This window comes from Flavobacterium anhuiense (assembly GCF_050990855.1).
GTDB lineage: Bacteria > Bacteroidota > Bacteroidia > Flavobacteriales > Flavobacteriaceae > Flavobacterium > Flavobacterium anhuiense_C.
Window position 1 is genome coordinate 3,772,554 of record NZ_CP158861.1, and the last position, 20,023, is coordinate 3,792,576.

At 33.7% G+C, this 20,023-nt stretch carries 19 protein-coding genes; 9 read left to right on the top strand and 10 right to left on the bottom strand.

Annotated features, from left to right (window positions below; genetic code table 11):
- Positions 1-21 precede the first annotated feature (21 nt).
- From ABTV69_RS16805 to ABTV69_RS16830, 6 genes are all read left to right on the top strand, one after another.
- On the top strand, positions 22-687 hold the full coding sequence (locus tag ABTV69_RS16805; protein WP_433830782.1) for a spermidine synthase: 666 nt from the start codon (positions 22-24) through the stop codon (positions 685-687).
- A gap of 4 nt (positions 688-691) precedes the next feature.
- Positions 692-1,369, top strand: a complete 678-nt coding sequence (locus ABTV69_RS16810) for a peptidoglycan DD-metalloendopeptidase family protein (protein ID WP_433830784.1) — start codon at positions 692-694, stop codon at positions 1,367-1,369.
- A gap of 6 nt (positions 1,370-1,375) precedes the next feature.
- Positions 1,376-1,855 carry a hypothetical protein gene (locus ABTV69_RS16815; protein ID WP_433830786.1) on the top strand — a complete coding sequence of 160 codons (480 nt, stop codon included), beginning with the start codon at positions 1,376-1,378 and terminating at the stop codon, positions 1,853-1,855.
- A gap of 11 nt (positions 1,856-1,866) precedes the next feature.
- Entirely contained in the window at positions 1,867-2,391 is a 525-nt protein-coding gene (locus tag ABTV69_RS16820; protein WP_433830788.1) for a hypothetical protein, read from the top strand.
- 46 nt (positions 2,392-2,437) lie between these two features.
- The gene (locus tag ABTV69_RS16825; RefSeq protein ID WP_433830790.1) at positions 2,438-2,905 is read left to right on the top strand and encodes a nuclear transport factor 2 family protein; all 468 of its coding nucleotides are present in this window, start codon (positions 2,438-2,440) and stop codon (positions 2,903-2,905) included.
- Between the two features lie 78 nt (positions 2,906-2,983).
- A complete protein-coding gene (locus tag ABTV69_RS16830; RefSeq protein ID WP_433830792.1) occupies positions 2,984-4,726 on the top strand; it encodes an APC family permease in 1,743 nt (580 codons plus the stop codon).
- A 199-nt stretch (positions 4,727-4,925) separates the two neighbouring features.
- Here the strand turns inward: ABTV69_RS16830 and ABTV69_RS16835 are convergent, their stop codons facing one another.
- A complete protein-coding gene (locus ABTV69_RS16835; protein WP_433830794.1) occupies positions 4,926-6,413 on the bottom strand; it encodes an aminotransferase class V-fold PLP-dependent enzyme in 1,488 nt (495 codons plus the stop codon).
- 182 nt (positions 6,414-6,595) lie between these two features.
- Here ABTV69_RS16835 and msrA point away from each other — a divergent pair, with 182 nt between their 5' ends.
- Together msrA and ABTV69_RS16845 are read left to right on the top strand one after the other, a co-directional pair.
- Complete coding sequence (gene msrA / locus ABTV69_RS16840; RefSeq protein WP_433830796.1) at positions 6,596-7,129, top strand: peptide-methionine (S)-S-oxide reductase MsrA; 534 nt, start codon at positions 6,596-6,598, stop codon at positions 7,127-7,129.
- Between the two features lie 70 nt (positions 7,130-7,199).
- The gene (locus ABTV69_RS16845; RefSeq protein WP_433830798.1) at positions 7,200-8,768 is read left to right on the top strand and encodes a protein adenylyltransferase SelO; all 1,569 of its coding nucleotides are present in this window, start codon (positions 7,200-7,202) and stop codon (positions 8,766-8,768) included.
- 82 nt (positions 8,769-8,850) lie between these two features.
- Here the strand turns inward: ABTV69_RS16845 and ABTV69_RS16850 are convergent, their stop codons facing one another.
- The gene (locus ABTV69_RS16850; protein WP_433830800.1) at positions 8,851-9,819 is read right to left on the bottom strand and encodes a YpdA family putative bacillithiol disulfide reductase; all 969 of its coding nucleotides are present in this window, start codon (positions 9,817-9,819) and stop codon (positions 8,851-8,853) included.
- A 1-nt stretch (position 9,820) separates the two neighbouring features.
- Complete coding sequence (locus ABTV69_RS16855) at positions 9,821-10,294, bottom strand: CYTH domain-containing protein (protein ID WP_433830802.1); 474 nt, start codon at positions 10,292-10,294, stop codon at positions 9,821-9,823.
- Positions 10,295-10,554: 260 nt separating this feature from the next.
- On the opposite strand from ABTV69_RS16855, the gene ABTV69_RS16860 reads away from it, so the two are divergent.
- Positions 10,555-11,079 carry a hypothetical protein gene (locus tag ABTV69_RS16860; protein ID WP_433830804.1) on the top strand — a complete coding sequence of 175 codons (525 nt, stop codon included), beginning with the start codon at positions 10,555-10,557 and terminating at the stop codon, positions 11,077-11,079.
- Between the two features lie 182 nt (positions 11,080-11,261).
- On the opposite strand, the gene ABTV69_RS16865 is transcribed toward ABTV69_RS16860, so the two are convergent.
- The 7 genes from ABTV69_RS16865 to menD all read right to left on the bottom strand — a co-directional run bounded on the left by ABTV69_RS16865 (position 11,262) and on the right by menD (position 19,945).
- Complete coding sequence (locus ABTV69_RS16865; protein ID WP_433830806.1) at positions 11,262-12,284, bottom strand: o-succinylbenzoate synthase; 1,023 nt, start codon at positions 12,282-12,284, stop codon at positions 11,262-11,264.
- A gap of 88 nt (positions 12,285-12,372) precedes the next feature.
- On the bottom strand, positions 12,373-13,608 hold the full coding sequence (locus ABTV69_RS16870) for a tetratricopeptide repeat protein (protein ID WP_433836724.1): 1,236 nt from the start codon (positions 13,606-13,608) through the stop codon (positions 12,373-12,375).
- A gap of 167 nt (positions 13,609-13,775) precedes the next feature.
- Complete coding sequence (locus tag ABTV69_RS16875; RefSeq protein ID WP_433830808.1) at positions 13,776-14,453, bottom strand: metal-dependent hydrolase; 678 nt, start codon at positions 14,451-14,453, stop codon at positions 13,776-13,778.
- A gap of 28 nt (positions 14,454-14,481) precedes the next feature.
- The gene (menA, locus tag ABTV69_RS16880) at positions 14,482-15,444 is read right to left on the bottom strand and encodes a 1,4-dihydroxy-2-naphthoate octaprenyltransferase (protein ID WP_433830810.1); all 963 of its coding nucleotides are present in this window, start codon (positions 15,442-15,444) and stop codon (positions 14,482-14,484) included.
- A gap of 110 nt (positions 15,445-15,554) precedes the next feature.
- On the bottom strand, positions 15,555-16,388 hold the full coding sequence (locus tag ABTV69_RS16885) for a 1,4-dihydroxy-2-naphthoyl-CoA synthase (protein ID WP_433830812.1): 834 nt from the start codon (positions 16,386-16,388) through the stop codon (positions 15,555-15,557).
- A gap of 867 nt (positions 16,389-17,255) precedes the next feature.
- On the bottom strand, positions 17,256-18,110 hold the full coding sequence (locus tag ABTV69_RS16890) for a CvfB family protein (protein ID WP_433830814.1): 855 nt from the start codon (positions 18,108-18,110) through the stop codon (positions 17,256-17,258).
- A 173-nt stretch (positions 18,111-18,283) separates the two neighbouring features.
- Positions 18,284-19,945: a 2-succinyl-5-enolpyruvyl-6-hydroxy-3-cyclohexene-1-carboxylic-acid synthase gene (gene menD, locus ABTV69_RS16895; protein WP_433830816.1), complete on the bottom strand. Its 1,662-nt coding sequence runs from the start codon at positions 19,943-19,945 to the stop codon at positions 18,284-18,286.
- Positions 19,946-20,023: the final 78 nt, after the last annotated feature.

Sequence of the window (20,023 nt, forward strand, 5' to 3'; positions counted from 1 at the left end):
ATTTGAGTAAAAGCATAAAAAATGATTCGAAAATTTTTCAGTTACATAATTCCAATAAAAATATTTAAGAAAAAATCAGCCAGAAGCAAAATGATCGAAGTCACATGGGCAAATGGGGAATTAGTATTAGACACTGAAAATACAAATTATTCTTATGGAAGTTTACAGCGCATATTAAGATACGGACTCCGCAATATTGGATATGAGAAAATTATAGAAATGAAACACATCTTATTGTTAGGAGTTGCAGGCGGAAGCGTCGTCAAGACATTAGTAGATGAGATCGAATACAAGCAAAAAATAACGGGAGTGGAAATTGATCCCGAAATGATCCAGATTGCTAATCAGTACTTTAATCTTAACGAAATTAAGCAGTTAGAAGTTGTTATAGACGATGCTTTTGAATTTGTACTAAAAACAAAGGAAAAATACAATCTGATCATTATTGACATTTTTGAAGATACACACATGCCGAACTTTTTGTTTGAAAAGTTTTTTGTAGATCGAGTTTGCACTATTCTAAAAGACGATGGTTTTGTTTTGTTCAACACCATGATACTAGATGAAGCGCACAATGTTAGAAATAGAAAATATGTTGCTGAAGTAAACCCTAAATTGTTTCAAACCAAAATGCTTCCCCGAATTGAAAACCATAATGAATTAATAATTATAAATAAAGTAGCCTAATTTTATGAAACCCCTTGCCTCCATCTTAAACGCCCTACCACCTACTAAAGTTATTGATGCCTCAATTAATATTTCTGAATATACGCCATTAAATTTATCGGTCTCGAATCAAGAATTGGTAAATCAGAAATTAAACACCTCAGAAGATTTTGAAAAATACATTTCAAATTTTCTCAAAGAAAATAACGCCAAAGTTGCATTTGGAGGTTATATAGAAGGAAGATTTTTATATCAAAGAAGTTCTATTTTTTTAGACGCTTCAAAACCCGAACGTAACATTCACATTGGTTTAGATTTATGGGCAGAAGCTGGAACTCCTGTTCTTGCTGCACTTGACGGAATAGTTCATAGTTTTAAAAACAATATTGGTTTAGGCGATTACGGTCCAACAATTATATTGGAACATAATATAGAAAATCAAAAATTTTATACTTTATACGGACATTTATCGTTAGAAAGTATAGAAAATTTAAATATCGGAGACCAATTTAAGAAAGGCGAAAAGATTGCGACTTTAGGAAATGCCTCAGTAAATGGCGATTACGCACCGCATGTCCATTTTCAAATCATCCATAATATAGGAGATTATTGGGGAGACTATCCTGGAGTATGCAACACAAAAGACTTGAACTTTTATATCGAAAATTGTCCCGATCCTAACTTATTATTAAAAATTACTTAAATAGTTATGAAGAAAGCAGGATTGATTATATGTTTGTTGTTATTATTAATTGGATGTAAATCGAAAACAGTAAGTAGAGACACAGAAGATTTAAAAATAAAAAAAGTTTCTGGCGCAGAAATAAATGCAAATCAGCAGCGAAAAGCGTATGATTTAGGAAAGAGAGTACTAGAAACGTGTAACACTTCAAAATTTAAACCTTTTAATGAAACTGAAGTAACGAAGTCGGTTATGGAAAACACTACAGAAGAGCGTTTAACCAAAACCTGTCAAAGATTTAGACAATATTATGGAAGTTTTATAGATTTAAAATTAGACGGAGTATACAAAACCAAACACGAAGTCATTTACCGCTATCATGCTTTGTACACCAAGAAAGTGGCCAATAAAGAATTACGAATTTTTGTAAATGAAGATAATCTTGTTTCATCCATAAAATCTATGGATTGGGATGAGAAATTTGATGCTAAATTAGCCGAACAATAAATACTATATATATGAATTTTAAACTGCCTCTACTCCTATTATTATTTGTTTCAACTTTTGCTTCAGCACAGCAAACTATGAGTGTAAAGGGTTCCGCTCCTTATCCAGCGACACAAGAATACACTTTCATCTGTGACAAATATGCTTACTCTGGCGAAATTAATGTTCAAATTGCTAAAACGGACAAAGGAGGTATTTTAAAATTAACTATTTCTACAGCAAGTGATAAAGCAAAAATTGCCGGTGGAGTTTATGTGGATCTGACAAATGCTGATGTTATTGCCTGCACAGACAAGAACGTAAAAGAATTGGCAGATGGCAAAACAACGGCATATTATTATTTTACACCAGCAGAATGGCTAAAGCTTAAGAAGACAGATATTTATGCAATACGATTTATAATTTCTGGAGGTCCCGATATTTCCGGAAATCTAACAGGTTATTTTACAGCTTATAGCAAAATGAAGTACTTCTCGACAGCATTTGATAAATCTAAAAAAACATTTGACACAGCTAAAGAAATTAGTGTTTTGTAATGATTTTTTAATATAATAAATCTTATATTTAACATAAATTTTTTTTATGAATTCAAATGAGGCCTTAATCACAAAATTTTATACTGCTTTTACGAATGCGGACGCCAAAACAATGAGCGAATGTTATCATCCTAAAGTGCATTTTATAGATCCAGCTTTTGGTTTGTTAAAAGAAGGACAAGTTTCTAAAATGTGGGAGATGTTACTTTCAAAAAGTAAAGGCGATTTGAAAATTGAATTTTCAAACGTAAAAGCAGATGATTCTATTGGTTCAGCAAGTTGGACTGCTACTTACAATTTTAGTAAAACAAATAGAAAAGTGATCAATAGAATTGGAGCCGAATTTGTTTTTCAAGACGGATTAATTATTAAGCACACCGATAATTTTGATGTATGGAAATGGTCTAAGCAAGCCTTTGGTCTGACAGGTTATTTGTTAGGTTGGACAGGATTTTTTCAAAAGAAAGTTCAGACCCAAGCCCTATCAGCATTAAGACAATTTCAGAATAAATAAAGCTCCGATATTCGCCACAGACTAGATTCTAATTATTTTGTTACTAAATTTTACTATAAGTGTTAATCCTAAATGCTGATGAAAGAAATCGTACACAAAAAATTAAATCAATTGCAGGCAACTGCAATCTGCGGAAACGATATTAGTTCCTCTTGCCTGTATGTTTCCGCTTTAACCATTTTGTATGCAGGGCAATATGCTTGGATTTCACTTCTAATTGTTGCTGTCGTATTATTTCTTTTTCGGAAAATTTATGCCGAAGTTGTAGGTGCAATCCCTTTAAACGGAGGAGCTTATAATGTATTGCTAAACACTTCTACAAAACGTTTAGCATCTCTAGCTGCAACGCTCACTGTTTTGTCTTATATGGCAACCGCTGTAATTTCAGCTTCTGAAGGTATGCACTATCTGCACGGGATTTTTGAAAGTCTAAATGTTACCATCGCCACAGTCGTGGTTTTAATTTTGTTTACAGGGCTAGCTATTCTTGGTATCGGAGAATCTGCTTTTGTAGCCGTTATTATTTTCATGACTCATATCGGAACTTTAGCCTTACTCGTTTTAGCGTCAATATGGTTTGTTTTGACTCATGGTTTAGATACTTTTCATATCAATTGGCAAACTCCAATTGCTTCAGGAAGTATACAGACGGCATTATTTCTTGGTTTTTCCGCTGCCATGTTAGGAATCTCTGGTTTTGAAAGTTCTGCCAATTTTGTTGAAGAACAAGAACAAGGTGTTTTTTCTAAAACGCTTCGCAATATGTGGGGAATTGTAAGTTTCTTTAATCCTGTAATTGCTATTTTGTTGATTAGCGTGATTCCGCTGACAGAAGTTGGAAAAAACAAAGAATCGCTTCTAGCGCATTTAGGAGAAACTACCGGCGGATCATGGTTGGCGTGGCTTATATCTATAGACGCTGTTATGGTACTGTGTGGAGCCGTTTTAACTTCATTTGTCGGCGTTTCTGGGCTTTTAAACCGTATGACGTTAGACCGAATTTTGCCAAACTATTTTTTAAAACAAAACAAAAGAGGTTCACATTATAGAATTGTTCTAAGTTTTTTAATTCTTTGCTTATCCGTTCTTTTTGCTACAAATGGACATTTAGAATCTTTAGCTGGAGTTTATACTTTTTCATTCTTAGCTGTTATGGCGCTTTTCGGAATTGGAAATCTCCTTTTAAAATACAAACGCAGAAAACTGCCAAGACCAGAACGTGCAAAAGGTATTGCCGTTGTTACTGCTGTAGCTTTTGTAATTGCCGCATTTTTTGGAAATATGTTTCTGAATATCAATTCATTTTACACTTTTTTAAAATATATGATTCCCGCATTAATCTTTATAGGAATAATGCTCAATCGTGTTACCTTAATACGTTTATTGATTGAAGCTTTAGAATATTTTTACCAACCATTACGTAAAATGGTTATTCTCAGCAATCGTTATTTAGAAAAACTTAGTTCTGAAATCAATTCTCAAGAATTCGTTTTCTTTACCAAGGGAGACGACATTACCATCTTAAATAAAGTTTTGCAATATGTGGAAGACAACGAAACCACAAAGAAATTAAAAATTGTGCACGTTAAAAAAGACACCGTAGACAACGAAGCGCTCAAAAAAGATTTAGAAGTTTTAGATCGCGCTTACGGTGGACTCGACATAGAATACATCGAAATAGATGGTGTTTTTGGCCCAGAAATGATAGATGAATTATCTCAAAAATGGAACATTCCAAAAAACTTTATGTTCATTGCTTCTCCTGGAAATAAATTTTCGTACCGAGTAGCTGATCTTGGAGGCGTACGACTTATTATGTGATTTATAAAAGCACAAAGATTTGTTTACATAAATTAGCTCTGTGGTCTCAAAGGCAACTAACATTTAACTCAAAGAAACTTTCAAACTCAGTGAAACCTCTGATCGAACGCTGCTGTACAAAAAATAAAGCCACAGATTATAAGAATTAAAAATCAGCATTAATACTTATAATCTGTGGCAAAAAATCTTTTGAAATTATTTAAGACTTAAACCAGCTCTCAACCAATTCATCTTCAAACGAAGTTGCATCTTTATGAATAAACTCATTACGTTTTTTATCATAAGAATAATCTAAAGCCCAAGTTTTATGATTGGCAGCTAATTCTTTTATGCTCTTGCAGACAAAAGCAATTTCTTTATCCGTTGTAGTCGGGTGAATCGACATTCTGATCCATCCTGGTTTTTTGATTAAGTCGCCAATAGTAATCTCATTAACTAATTTATTAGAAGTCTCTTGATCAACATGCAATAGATAGTGACCATAAGTTCCTGCACAGCTGCATCCTCCTCTCGTCTGAATTCCAAAACGGTCATTTAAAATCTTAACTCCTAAATTAAAGTGAAGATCATCAATAAAAAATGAAATAACACCAAGACGTTCTTTATGCTGTCCCGCTAAAATTTTAATATTTTCAACCGGATCCAATTCAGAGAAAACATAATCAACAATTTCGTGCTCACGCTCCATTATATTTTCAATTCCCATTTCTTCTTTCAATTCAATGGCAAGAGCAGTTTTTATAACTTGTAAAAAACCAGGAGTTCCACCGTCTTCACGATCTTCGATATTGTCAATATACTTATGTTCACCCCACGGATTTGTCCAGCTAACCGTTCCTCCGCCAGGACAATCAGGAATCATATTATTGTATAATTTCTTATTGAAAATCAAAATACCAGAAGTCCCAGGCCCGCCTAAGAATTTATGTGGAGACATAAAAATAGCATCCAAATAAGCCTCTGGGTCTGCGGGATGCATATCAATTTCTACATAAGGACCAGAACAAGCAAAATCAACAAAACAAACACCATTGTATTGGTGCATCAATTTTGCCGCTTCGTGAAAAGGAGTTCTCAAACCCGTAACGTTTGAACATGCCGTGATAGAAGCGATTTTTATCGTTCTATCTTTATATTTTTCTAATAAAGTTTCAAGATTTTCTAAATTGAAAAGCCCTTTCTCGCAGGACGGAATAATTTCAACATCTGCAATAGTCTCCAGCCAAGAAGTCTGATTCGAATGATGTTCCATGTGCGAAATAAAAACAATTGGTTTTTTCTCAGCAGGAACATTTGTAAAGCTTTTCAAGTTTTCAGGAATTTTCAAGCCTAAAATACGTTGGAACTTATTGATAACTCCTGTCATTCCAGTTCCATCCGTGATTAAAACATCATCATTATTTGCATTAGCATGACGTTTAATAATATGCCTTGCATGGTGGTATGCTTTTGTCATAGCAGTACCAGACACAGTAGTTTCAGTATGTGTATTGGCTACAAAAGGGCCAAATTGATTTAGTAGTTTTTCCTCTATAGGACGATATAATCTTCCACTGGCAGTCCAATCGGTGTAAATTATTGATTTTCTGCCATAAGGTGACGTAAATTCTTGGTTTATACCAACAATATTCTGTCTAAATTCCTGAAAATAAGTTTCCAGGGTCATGGTACTATTTTTGCTATTCATTAGTTGTGCCTTGTGTTTGACTGCAAATATATAGTTTTTTTATAAAATTGCGAATTTATCAATACTAAACTTCAAACACTACATTACCGTTTGGTATTTTTAGTTAAAAGAACTTTTTTTTAATAAATTATCATAATATCCTATCGAATTAATAGGCATTAAATTTAAAGAAAGCATTATTTATGGGAAATTTATCAGTAGCTACCTTTGGTGGCGGATGTTTTTGGTGTATTGAAGCTGTAATTCAGCGTTTAAACGGTGTAGAATCTATAAAATCGGGTTATTCAGACGGATTTATAAAGAATCCAGCTTATCGCGAAGTATGTACAGGTAGAACCGGACATGCTGAAGTGATTCAAGTGACTTACAACCCTGACATAATTTCATATCATGACTTAATTTTCATATTCATGACAAGTCATGATCCAACAACTTTAAATCGTCAAGGTGGCGACAGCGGAACGCAATACCGTTCTATCATTCTATATCATAATGATGAACAAAAAGAAATAGCAGAAAAAGTATTTGAAGAAGTACAACCAGCTTATGCAGATCCAATTGTAACGCAATTAAAACCTTTTGAAGTTTTTTATGAAGCTGAAGATTATCATCAGAATTATTATAATGAAAATCAAGAAGCTGGATATTGCCAAGTGGTTATTGATCCGAAAATTCAAAAACTTAAAAAAATGTATGCTGACAGATTAATCAGCTAATTTAAGTTAAAGCCACAGATTAAATATCATTAATCTTTTTAATCTGTGGCAAAAAAGAAAGAAGAATAAAATGAAAAATCTTAAAATAAAAAATCGTTTTACTACTGAATTACCAGCCGATCCAGATTTGACTAATGAAGTTCGTCAAGTCAAAAACACGCTATTTTCTTATGTAAATCCGATAAAACCTGCAAATCCAAAATTGATTCACGCTTCTGAAGAAGTGGCAGAATTGGTTGGAATCTCTAAGGAAGAAATTCAATCAGAAGAATTTCTAAATGTGATTTCTGGAAAAGAAATTCTACCAGAATCGCAACCTTACGCCATGTGTTATGCAGGACATCAATTCGGGAACTGGGCAGGACAATTAGGAGATGGTCGCGCAATCAATTTGACTGAGGTCGAAAACAATGGTCAGTTTTTCACTCTCCAATTGAAAGGAGCAGGGAAAACTCCCTATTCAAGAACTGCAGATGGTTTGGCTGTCTTACGCTCTTCGATAAGAGAGTATTTATGTGCCGAAGCTATGCATTATTTGGGTGTTCCCACTACCCGATCGCTTTCACTTGCCCTTTCAGGAGATCAAGTTTTAAGAGATGTTTTGTATAATGGAAATCCTGCATATGAAAAAGGTGCAATTGTATGTCGTGTTGCTCCATCGTTTATTCGTTTTGGGAGCTTCGAAATGCTAGCGGCTAGAAATGAGCTAAAAAACTTGAAACAGTTTGTAGAATATACCATCAAGCATTATTTTCCTGAGATAAAAGGCGAACCAAAAGAGCAATATTTACAGTTCTTTCAGAAAGTTGCCGATACCACGCGCGAAATGATTTTGCATTGGCAACGCGTCGGATTTGTTCATGGTGTAATGAATACCGACAATATGTCAATTCACGGTATCACGATTGATTATGGTCCGTACGGCTGGTTAGAAAACTACGATCCAAATTGGACTCCAAACACAACAGACAGTCAAAACAGAAGATATCGTTTCGCAAATCAGCCCTCGGTTGCGCAATGGAATTTATTTCAATTAGCCAATGCGCTTTATCCTTTAGTTAACGAAGCTGCTCCTTTAGAAAAAATCCTAGATTCGTTTATCACTGAATTTGAATCTGATTATAAAAATATGTTTTTAAGTAAATTAGGATTATTTACTTCAAGTGAAACTGATGACAAAATAATAAAAGGATTAGAGGAGATTTTACAATTGTCAGAAACTGATATGACTATATTTTTTAGAAATCTAAGTCAGATTAAAAAAACAGATTCAATTGAAGATGCAATTAAAAAAATAGAATACGCATTTTATACTCCAGAAGAAATAAGAGAAAATATTCTAGAGGCTTGGCAAAAATGGTTTGCTGTTTATTTGAAAAGATTAGATGCTGAATCACTTTCAGACGAAGAAAGAGCTTCAAAAATGAATCAAATTAATCCAAAATACGTGTTGCGAAATTACATGGCACAATTGGCTATTGATGCGGCAGATAAAGAAGATTATTCTCTAGTTAATGAATTATTTCAGCTTTTGAAAAACCCGTACGATGAACAGCCGGAATCTGAAAAATGGTTTGCAAAACGTCCAGATTGGGCGAGAACTAAGGTTGGATGCTCTATGCTGTCTTGCAGTTCTTAAAATTCTTTAGCCACGAATTTCACTAATTTCCACGAATAAAATTAAAATTTGTGTCAATTCGTGAAATTCGGGGCTTATTTTTTTATTTAGAGCTGATGTAATCTACAATCAGATTAGCATGAATCCTTGAGTTCTCAATAAACCATTTATGCGTCTGCATTCCACCGCAAACTACTCCCGCAAGAAATACACCTTCAATATTAGTTTCCATTGTTTCAGGATTATACGACGGAATTTTCTCCTCATCATCAGAAAGCTTAATTCCCATTTTTTCTAGGAAATTCAAATCTGGTTTATAGCCTGTTAATGCTAATACAAAATCATTTTCGATCGTAACTTTTCCTTCTGGCGTTTCAATTTCGACTTCGTTTTCTCGAATTTCAGTAATATTCGATTGAAAATAGGCCTTAATGCTTCCTTCTGCAATACGGTTTTCAACATCAGGTTTCACCCAATATTTCACACGATTATTGATTTCGTTTTTACGAATTACCATTGTAACCTCTGCTCCTTTTCGCCAACATTCTAAAGCGGCATCTACAGAAGAATTATTAGCTCCAACAACCAATACTTTTCTAAAAGCATATTCGTGTGCTTCTTTGTAATAATGACGAACTTTTTGCAAACTTTCTCCTAAAACATTCATTTCGATCGGAATGTCATAGAAACCAGTTGCGATTACAACGTTTTTAGCTTCGTAATTTTGTTTATCAGTTGTAATCTTGAAGATTTGGTTATCCTTTTGAACATCAAGAACTTTTTCGAATAAATTAATATTGAATTTAAAGTATCGGTGAATATTTCTGTAATATTCTAAAGCCTCTTGACGCCCAGGTTTTGGGGCCAGACAGTTAAACGGAATCTCTCCAATTTCTAATCTTTCCGCAGTAGAGAAAAAGGTCATGTATAACGGATAGTTAAAAATGCTATTGACGATCGCGCCTTTTTCTATAATTAAATAGTTTAATTTTTTCTTTTGAGCTTCTATTGCACAAGCCAAACCAATGGGGCCGCCTCCTACAATTATAAGGTCGTATTTTGATTCTGCCATTTTATTTTTGCCAGTCTTTATATGGATTTTTGCTTAAATAAGCATTATAATATCTTTCGTCGTTGGTTACTTCTTGGCCCAACCATTCTGGTTTATCAAAAGCTTCCTCTTCGGAGCTCAACTCAATTTCAGCCATCACCAAACCTTCGTTTTCGCCATAAAATTCATCGACTTCAAAAACATGATTTCCCGATTTTATTTCATAACGCGTTTTTTCAATTTTACCTTTTTCGCATAATTTTAGCAGTTCCTGCGCTTCATCTAACGGGATTTCATTTTCCCACTCAAAACGAGACATGCCTCCACCATGGCTTATTCCTTTTATCGTTAAAAAGCCTTTGTGTCCTTTAATTCTAACCCTTACCGTGCGCTCTGGAGCAGAACTTAAATAGCCCTGAGCAATGTTATTCTGAGTAAAGGCTTGGCTCTTAAAATCATTCGATTTTACAAGAAACTTTCTTTCTATTTCGACCATTTTAAACGTAGATTATTTTTTATGCAAGTTACTCATTTTAATCAAGCCTTCACGCTTATAAAAAATGAAAAATAAGTTAATTTATTTAATTCTGCCTAAAATAGTAAGTTGTCAAAATAACTGATTCTTAACATGTTGCCATCGTTATTTTAAGTAATTTTGATAGTATTAAAAACCTCATTAAACATCTGGTTATGAGTGTAAAACTTTTTCTCATAACTAGAAATATACTATAATTAAAATTCTAAAATATAGCGATCATGAATGTACCTTATGTTGTAATACCAATAGCACTAGGTGTAATCTGCGGGATTTTAGGTTACATCCTAGGAAAAATTAACTTTAAGAATGACAATTTACTTTCGGCATCTCTTCAATCTGATTTAGATGCATGCAAAGTCCATACACGAAGTTTAAATGCAAAAATCTTAAAATTAGAAACGGAACTTGCGATCAAAAATAAAACCATTGCTCCAACAATAATTCCTTTTGAGGCATCATTGGCCTCAGATGCTTTAGGAAAGAAAATAAAAGAAAATGACTTGAAAATTGTAGAGGGAATTGGTCCAAAAATAGAATCTTTATTTGTTAAAGCAGGAATAAAAACATGGCAAAATCTGTCGCAAGCTTCAACTGAAAAACTACAATCAATTTTGGATGCTGGTGGAGAAAACTATGCTATGCACAATCCGAGCACTTGGGCGAGACAAGCTTTAATGGCATATCAAGGAAAATGGAAGGAGTTGAAAGATTGGCAAGATAGTTTGCTGGGTGGGAAAGAGTGAGAAAAAAAGGGGCTAAGATTCTGAGATACTAAGATGCTAAGTTTTTTGCTATTGCGGAATATGAGTTTTAAAAAACTGCTAAAAGCAGTTTTGCAACTTTATGCATTCAACTTAGAACTTAGAGCTTAACTTCTTAGTATTTCAGAATCTTAGCAACTTAGTATCTTAGAAACTCAGAAACTTTACCACGTCTTAGAAGAACTGTACCATAACTGGCCATTTTTAACTTCAAGCGGACAGTCGATATTATTAGTATATAAAGCTCCGGTTCCCAAACCTTGTGGCATATCTGAATTTAATGTAAATGTCCATTGAGCAATGGCGTTTAAGCCGATATTGCTTTCTAATGCCGAAGTAATCCACCAGCCGATATTGTATTTTTCTGCTAAAGTGATCCATTCTTTTGTACCACGGAAGCCTCCAACGAAACTTGGTTTTAAAATGATGTATTGAGGTTTGATTTCGTGAAGTAACTTTTCTTTTTCCTCAAATGAAAAAACACCAATCAGTTCTTCGTCTAAAGCAATTGGAAACGGTGTTTGTCTGCACAATTCAGCCATTTCTATAACTTGCCCTTTTTTAATTGGCTGCTCTATGCTATGTAGCTTAAATTGATGTAATTGATTTAATTTACCTAAAGCATCTATTGAAGAAAAAGCACCGTTGGCATCTACTCTAATTTCTATTTCTTTTGGCGAAAAATGACTCCTAATAAATTGCAGTAATTCTAATTCTTTATTGAAATCTATAGCTCCAATTTTAAGTTTTATACAGTTAAAACCATCCGCCAATTTCTCTTCTATTTGCTGCTTCATAAAAGCAGCTTCGCCCATCCAAACTAATCCGTTTATGGCGATTGAGCTTGAATTAGTAGTGAAATCTGACGGAAATAAAACATATGGATTCTCACTTTTAAGGGACAAAAAAGCCATTTCTATTCCGAATTGGATTGAAGGAAATTCTAATAATGCTTCCCAAAGTGCCGTTTCTCCTAAATGGATATTATCGCAAGCCCATTTTAGTTTTTCTTCGTAATCATCGCGATCATCGGCGCTTAATCCACGTAGTATTCCGCACTCTCCTATTCCCTTTTTGCCATTTTCTTCCAGAGTTATAAACCAAGTTTCTTTTTCGGTCATAATTCCTCTAGAAGTTCCGGACGGACGTTTAAATTCTAGTAAATATTTTTGATAAGATGCGGTCATTTTTTTAAAAGATGCTAAGATTCTAAGTTGCTGAGATGTCAAGTCTTTTTTAAAAAATCTTTAAAAGGTGCTTCGCATATTAGAAACTTTAGTTAAATAGTTTTAAGATTTTTTCAAAATCTTTTGAAGGTAAACCTGCTTTTTCAAAAGCTTGAAAATCAAGTTTGGTTTTGGCAATCCAACTTAAGCTATCTGTTACATTTTGAGTTTGGTACCTTTTATAGATTGCTTTTGCAGCACTATAATCATCGCTAACCAAATAAGTATGTGCTAAATTTAATTTAACCAACAATTCTGTGTCGTCTAGCTTTTCGCCTTCTTGAAGCACTTTCAATGCTTTTGCGTATTGTTTTGTGAGGATATAGCAATAGCCCAACGAACCGTAATCTACGGCAGTTGCTTTACCTTCGTTTACAATCGTATTGAGTTTTGGAATCGCTTCGTTATATTTTTGAGTTTTGATCAAAGAAGCGACTTGTATTCTTAAATCGTTGAATACATTTTTAGAAATGTCAGCGTCTTTGTAACAGCTGTTTCCAAAATCTTTATAGACTTTTGTTTTTTCTACAGCCAATAATTTTTGAAACTCATCGTAGCGATATTGTTTCATAATTTTATTTAAAATACAAACGCAGAAATCATCTGAATTGGCCATTTTTTGGGCCATTGTAGAAGTTTTGCACAGACTTATAATTTCGTTTTTGTTGTCTTGATTCCATCCACGATTTAGTTTTGTGTCTACCCAAGGCACTACTTCTAAAACGACTTTCTGACTTAAAATCCAATTTTTACTTTCAAAACCAAACCAAATCGTGCTAATATTTTCTTTTAAACAAGAAGATTTACCAATAGACAAACGTTTGGCGTCTTTACTTACGGGTTCTGCCTGAGAATAGCACGCTTTGTCGATTTTACCGTCTGCGACGTATTTTTTTGCATTTTCGTTTGAGGTAAAAATCGAATAGGTGCATTCGTCATCTCCTGAAATTTTAGACATTAGAAAAACAGCGCCTGCAGAACCTTGACTTACGCCTGTTGGATCTGGAATTGCTTTTAACAGAGAGACCAAACTATTGGCCATTTCTTGATTTTTGTCTAAAAGGGTGATTCTGTATACAATTTCTATAGTTCCAACAGGCAAATCTTCTGTTGGTATAGAAATTCTATCGCGAGCAGGTACCATAATTTCTTTGGTTGTTGCTCTCTCTTTGTCCCAATAACCATCTTTTTGTGCAAATGCATTAAAGGAAACCGTAATAAGTAGTACTAAAATTATTTTGAAAGTTATACTTCGTGATGATGCTTTAAGTGCCACGGATTTTATAGATTAAAATGTTTTTTACTTTTAAAACTCAAATTTTAAATTAACATAGATTATGCCAAATAACTTTCTTATGGAATTGAGTGCCCTAGCCCCGATGGAGGCGGTATCCTTTTTAAGGCAATTTTTCTTTGCCTTAAAAAGATATAGCCGAGAGCGGGATTAGCTCCTTATAATTCAATAGACTCTCCGATTGGTAAAAGCATTAAATCTTTTCCTTTATCAAAGAATTTACGGATTGCATCTTCGTGATTGATTTCGATATAACCGAAAGTATCATAGTGATACCCTAAAACTTTATCGCATTCTACAAAATCTGAAGCAATAATTGCATCTTCCACATCCATTGTAAAGTTGTTTCCAATTGGAAGAATGACTAAATCTAATTTTGTACGAAGCGGAATTAATTTCATATCGTATGTTAAAGCAGTATCTCCAGCGATGTAGATATTTTTGTGTTCGCCTTCTATTACAAAACCACCAGGGTTTCCTCCGTAAGAACCGTCAGGGAAACTGCTTGAATGAATTGCGTTTACATATTTAACTTTTCCAAAATCAAATTTCCAGCTTCCGCCGTGATTCATCGGGTGAGAATTGAATCCTTTTTTGGCGTAATAACTTGCAATTTCAGCATTAGAAACGATAACTGCTCTTGTATTTTGAGCGATGGCTTCAACATCCAAAACGTGATCTGCGTGTGCGTGCGTTAATAAAATATAATCAGCTTTTATAGTGCTTAAATTGATTGCTGCCGCTTGTGGATTTCCAGTGATAAATGGATCTACAATAATGTGTTTTCCTCCCACTTCAATTCCTAGTGAAGCGTGTCCGTAATATGTAATTTTCATTTTGTTAAGTTTTAAGTTTAACGTTGTTTTATCTTCCTCCTAAAAATAAGTTTACAATAATGTCTGAAATCAACGAAATCATGCATACTGTAAGCAATATTGAAAGCAGGAATGTGCTTAATGCCAGTTTTTTTAATTCTGGATCTAGTAATTTTGGATCTTGGTTTTTATAAACCGTGATTAAATGTTTTGTCAACGGAATATATGCTAATAAAAACAGGTATTGATCGAAGTTATAATCGCTCAAAATAGCGAAAATAACCACCAAAAGCATTGCTCCACCAACCAAAGTGTAGTGGTAAATTTTAGCATTTTGAGCGCCCATTTGCACTACAATGGTGTTTTTACCCGCTTTTTTATCTGATTCTTGGTCACGCATATTGTTTAGGTTTAAAACCCCAACACTTAATAATCCGATTGCTACAGCTGGAAGAATTAAAAGCGGATCGACTTCTTTTGCATACAAAAAGTTTACCCCCAAAGTACTCACCAATCCGAAGAAAATGAAAACGAATAAATCTCCCAATCCTCTGTAACCGTATGCAGCATTACCTACCGTATATTTAATTGCAGATGCGATTGCTGCGATTCCTAACAAAAGAAAAAAGATAGAATAGCCGAAATTGTCTTTTCCAAAAGCAAAATAAATTAATATCATTGCCGACAATAAAGTTAGAAGGGATGTGATAATGATGGCTTTTTTCATGGCTTGAGGCGTAATAACACCACTCTGAATAGCGCGTTGCGGCCCTACTCGATCAGCATTATCCGTACCTTTTACACCATCGCCATAATCGTTTGCAAAATTGGATAAAACCTGTAATCCTAATGTTGTCAATAGGGCAAAACCAAAAACTTTCCAGCTAAATACTTCTGTTGGAGTGTTAATCGTTTCTGTTGGATTTGACAAGGCATAAATACTTCCAACTATAATTCCGGAAACGGATAAAGGTAATGTGCGCAATCTAGCGGCTTCAATCCAATGTTTCATTATTTATTATTTTAGATTTTAGAGTGTAGATTTTAGATTTATTTTTAATTCTGATTTTTAGATTGCTTGAATATCAAATCTTAAATCTAAAATCAGAAATCTACAATTTATTATGGTAACCACTTATTTTCGCCGAAGTTTGGTTTTCTTTTTTCTAAGAAAGCATTTCTTCCTTCTTTAGCTTCTTCGGTCATGTAAGCTAAACGCGTTGCTTCTCCTGCAAAAACTTGTTGTCCAACCATTCCGTCGTCTGTTAAGTTCATTGCAAATTTTAGCATTTTTATAGAGGTTGGAGATTTTTGAAGAATTTCTTGTGCCCACTCATAAGCAGTTGTTTCCAATTCGTCGTGCGGAATTACAGCATTTACCATTCCCATTTCAAAAGCTTCTTGAGCAGAGTAATTTCGACCTAAAAAGAAAATTTCACGAGCTTTTTTCTGCCCCACCATTTTAGCCAAATATGCCGATCCGTAACCACCGTCAAAGCTTGTTACATCAGCATCTGTCTGTTTAAAAATCGCATGTTCCTTGCTTGCAAGCGTCATGTCGCAAACTACGTGTAAACTATGTCCGCCACCTACAGCCCATCCAGGAACCACTGCAATAACTACTTTAGGCATAAAACGAATTAAACGCTGTACCTCTAAAATATTTAAACGATGCTGCCCATCCTCCCCAACATATCCTTGATGCCCACGTGCATTTTGATCTCCGCCACTACAAAACGAGTAAACTCCATCTTTTGTTGAAGGCCCTTCAGCAGAAAGTAAAACAACTCCAATTGATGTATCTTCTTGTGCGTCGTAAAAAGCTTGGTATAATTCTGAAGTAGTTTTAGGACGAAATGCGTTTCTAACATTTGGTCTATTAAAGGCTATTCTCGCTACTCCGTTGCATTTTTTATAAGTTATATCTTCAAATTCTCTGGCTGTAATCCAATCCATTTTGATTTTTTGTTTAAATAATTATACGGTAAAAATAAAGCATTTTTACTAGTTTACCTACTCAATCGGTCTTAAGTCTTTACTAAATTGACTTGCAATGTTAACAATTAGTCTTTACTTACAAAAAATAACATTTTTTAACATTAGTTTAGAAAAATAATAATTAATTTTACACCCTAGAAATCAACGAGATACATTTTATTTCAAAGATTTCAGATTGATTTTCTTTCACTGATTTATTAACCTAAAAAATGATTTTTTTGAGAAAATTTAAAAAATTTGTCGCTCATTTTTTTAGGGTTTTAAGTAAGAAACCTCAATTAAAAGAGCAAATGATTTATGTGTTTGTCGAAACTTCAAAAAGAAAAAAGTAACACCTAAGGTTAAATGTTAGAATTGTCTATTAATTAGTATAGGAATGATAACGAAAAGAGGAAAAAAGTACTAATTCACCACTTTCTAAAAGTTATTTTATAAACCAATGGATGAGCCGTGAAATTCTCTTTTTTGCTTTTAAGATAGGTGCATTGATTATTTAAAAGACATACCATCAATGGGACGATCTCTAAAATTCGTAAAGCTATTGTTCTGAGATGGAATCGAATTATTTTATTTCTGTTTTTTTTTAATTACAATTTTTTTTAAAACTGAATAAAAAGCGAAAGGCTGCTCGTAATGGGCAGCCTTTTGTGTTATATTCATTTTGCTCACGCAAAATAAATTCCAATTTTAAAATTCCAAATTCCAAAAAAAGCTAAAGCTAAATTTCAAATTTTTTAAATTCCAAATCCCAAAACCCAAACTTTAATTGGAATTTGGAATTTCATTTTTGGAATTTAATCTTTAATTATTGGAATTTTAAGAAATTTATTCTTTCACAAGGTAAATTCCGTCTTCTTTAATTTCAATTAATTTTTCTTTGTACAAAGATCCAATTGCTTTTTTGAATGATTTTTTACTCATTTTCAAAACAGTTTTAATGTCTTCTGGATGAGAATTATCATTTAAACGAAGAAAGCCTCTGCTTGCTCTCAGCTCACTTAATATTTTTTCAGCATTAGGCTCAATGCTTTCAAAACCTTGCACTTGAAGCGCAACATCAATTTTATTATCTGGACGAATGTTCTTAATGTAACCGCGCATTCTGTCTCCAGTTCTTATTGAGTCATCATAAACTTCATCTTTATATAAAAGCCCTTTATGACGTTCGTTGATAATCACATTAATTCCCATTTCGGTAATGTGCGAAACGATTAAATCGACTTCTTCTCCTTTTTCAACTGTTAATTGATCATTACTCAAAAACTGGTTGGTTTTACTTGAAGCTACCAAACGATTGGTTTGTTTGTCCAAATACAAATAAACCAAATAACGTTTCCCTTTCTCCATTGGGCGCGCTTGCTCTTTAAACGGAACAAGAATATCTTTTTCCATTCCCCAATCCATAAAAGCACCGACGTTATTGATATAATTGACTCTCAAAAGAGCAAATTCATTCAATAAAATGTACGGAACTAAGGTTGTCGCAACTGGACGTTGTTCGTGATCTAAGTAAACAAAAACGATTAACTCTTCTCCAATCTCAAATATTTTTGGCACATATTTGTTTGGAAGTAAAACGTCGTGAACACCATCTGGATCATTTTCAGGATCTCCTAAAAACAAACCTACTTTGGTATCACGTAATATAGTTAGAGTATTATATTTTCCTATTTCTAGCATTTTGATATATTTCTAAGCAGTAACCTGCTAATTTTCTGAGGTGCAAAGGTACGAAGTTTGGTGCGGTAGAAAGAAATTAATTTTAACAAAACTTAATTTGTAGGTAAAAAATAAAAAATCCCTTTGCATACAAACGAATCAAAGGGATTATAAATTATACTGAATTTATCTTCTTAATGTAAATATTTAAAATATTGCTTTAGAATTTTGTCATTCTCATATGTTGGCGTGAAAATTTCTAGAATGGATGGAGCGTCGTCAGAATTATATAAAGACTTTATTCCATTTTCTAATGATTGATTGTCTTGCGCTGTGAAATAATGCAATCCGTACATTTTGGACAAATGTTCAGCTGTTAACTGATGTGTTGTTTCAAAATAAGTATTGAAAACTGGTTTTTCTTGATGGCCTGGCAAAATTCTAAAGATTCCTCCTCCTCCGTTATTAATTAAAATAATTTTGAAATTTTTAGGAATATAGGAATTCCACAAAGCATTACTATCGTATAAAAAGCTTATATCTCCAGTTACAAAAATAGTTTGTTTCTCGTTTCCGACTGCAGCGCCAATTGCAGTAGAAGTGCTTCCGTCAATGCCGCTTGTTCCGCGGTTACAGAAAACCTCAATAGAATTATCAATATCAATTAATTGGGCATAGCGAATAGCGGAACTATTACTAATTTGCAACAAGCTATTTTTAGGCAATGATTCAATTACTTTCTCAAAAACCTTGAAATCTGAAAATTCAATTTCACTTAAATATTCTTTCCTTCTTTCTATTCTTGCTTTGTAAACCGTATCGATATTTTTGAAATAGTTGCTCTTTACAAAAGATGTTTTTGAGAACAAATCTTTAAAGAAATCATTGGGTTGCATTTCAAAATGTTTTGTCAACGCTCCAAAAGTATCATAAGCACGTAAAGTGTCAATATGCCAATGGTGTTTTGCTTTGTATTTTCGCAAAAATCCTTTGATTCTTTTTGAAACAACCATTCCTCCAAAAGTAACTAACACTTCAGGATTAAACTGCTTAAAATCAAAATCATCAAAAGGCGTAATTAAAGTATCTATTGAATTAATAAAACTCTCGTTATGTAAATTTGAAGTCGTTTCCGTAAGCACTACAACAGAGGGATCTGAAGTGAAATTTTCGATAATTTCTTGATCGATACTGTTTGCTTCATTTACTCCAACTAAAATCAATTTTCGTTTGGCATTATTCCAAATAGAAACAAATTCGTCACTGTTTCCTATCGTTTTTGCAAAATTATCAAGCTCTGGTTTAGTGATTTTTGGCTGTACAGAAAGTTTTTCAGTAGTTTCATAAAGCGGTTCTTCAAAAGGCGCATTGATATGAACTGGGCCTTTTTTTAGAATAGCCGTTTCAATAGCCAGATTAATTTTCAAATCATTTTCCTCAGATGCTTCTTCAGTTAAATTGGCATTAAAGACAGAATGATTAGCAAAAACATTTTCTTGGCGAATCGTTTGTCCGTCACCAATATCAATTTTGCTCTGCGGGCGATCTGCAGAAATTACAATCATCGGTATTTGACTGTAGAAAGCTTCTGCTAGAGCGGGATAATAGTTTAGCAATGCTGATCCTGACGTGCAAACAATTGCAGTTGGCTGTTTGGTTTGCTGTGCAATTCCTAATGCGAAAAAAGCGGCACATCGCTCGTCTGCAATACTGTAGCAAGTAAAGTTCGGATTTTGTGCAAATCCTATGGTTAATGGTGCATTTCTAGATCCTGGAGAAATTATAATATTAACAATTCCTTTGGCAGATAAAATTTCGATAATGCTTTGTGCAAGCGCTATTTTGGGGTAAATCATTCCGGTCGTGTATTACTTTTTTTCAAAGAAAAATTCGTATTTAATTTTTCTTTATCTTGCTTACAAAGTTACAAACTT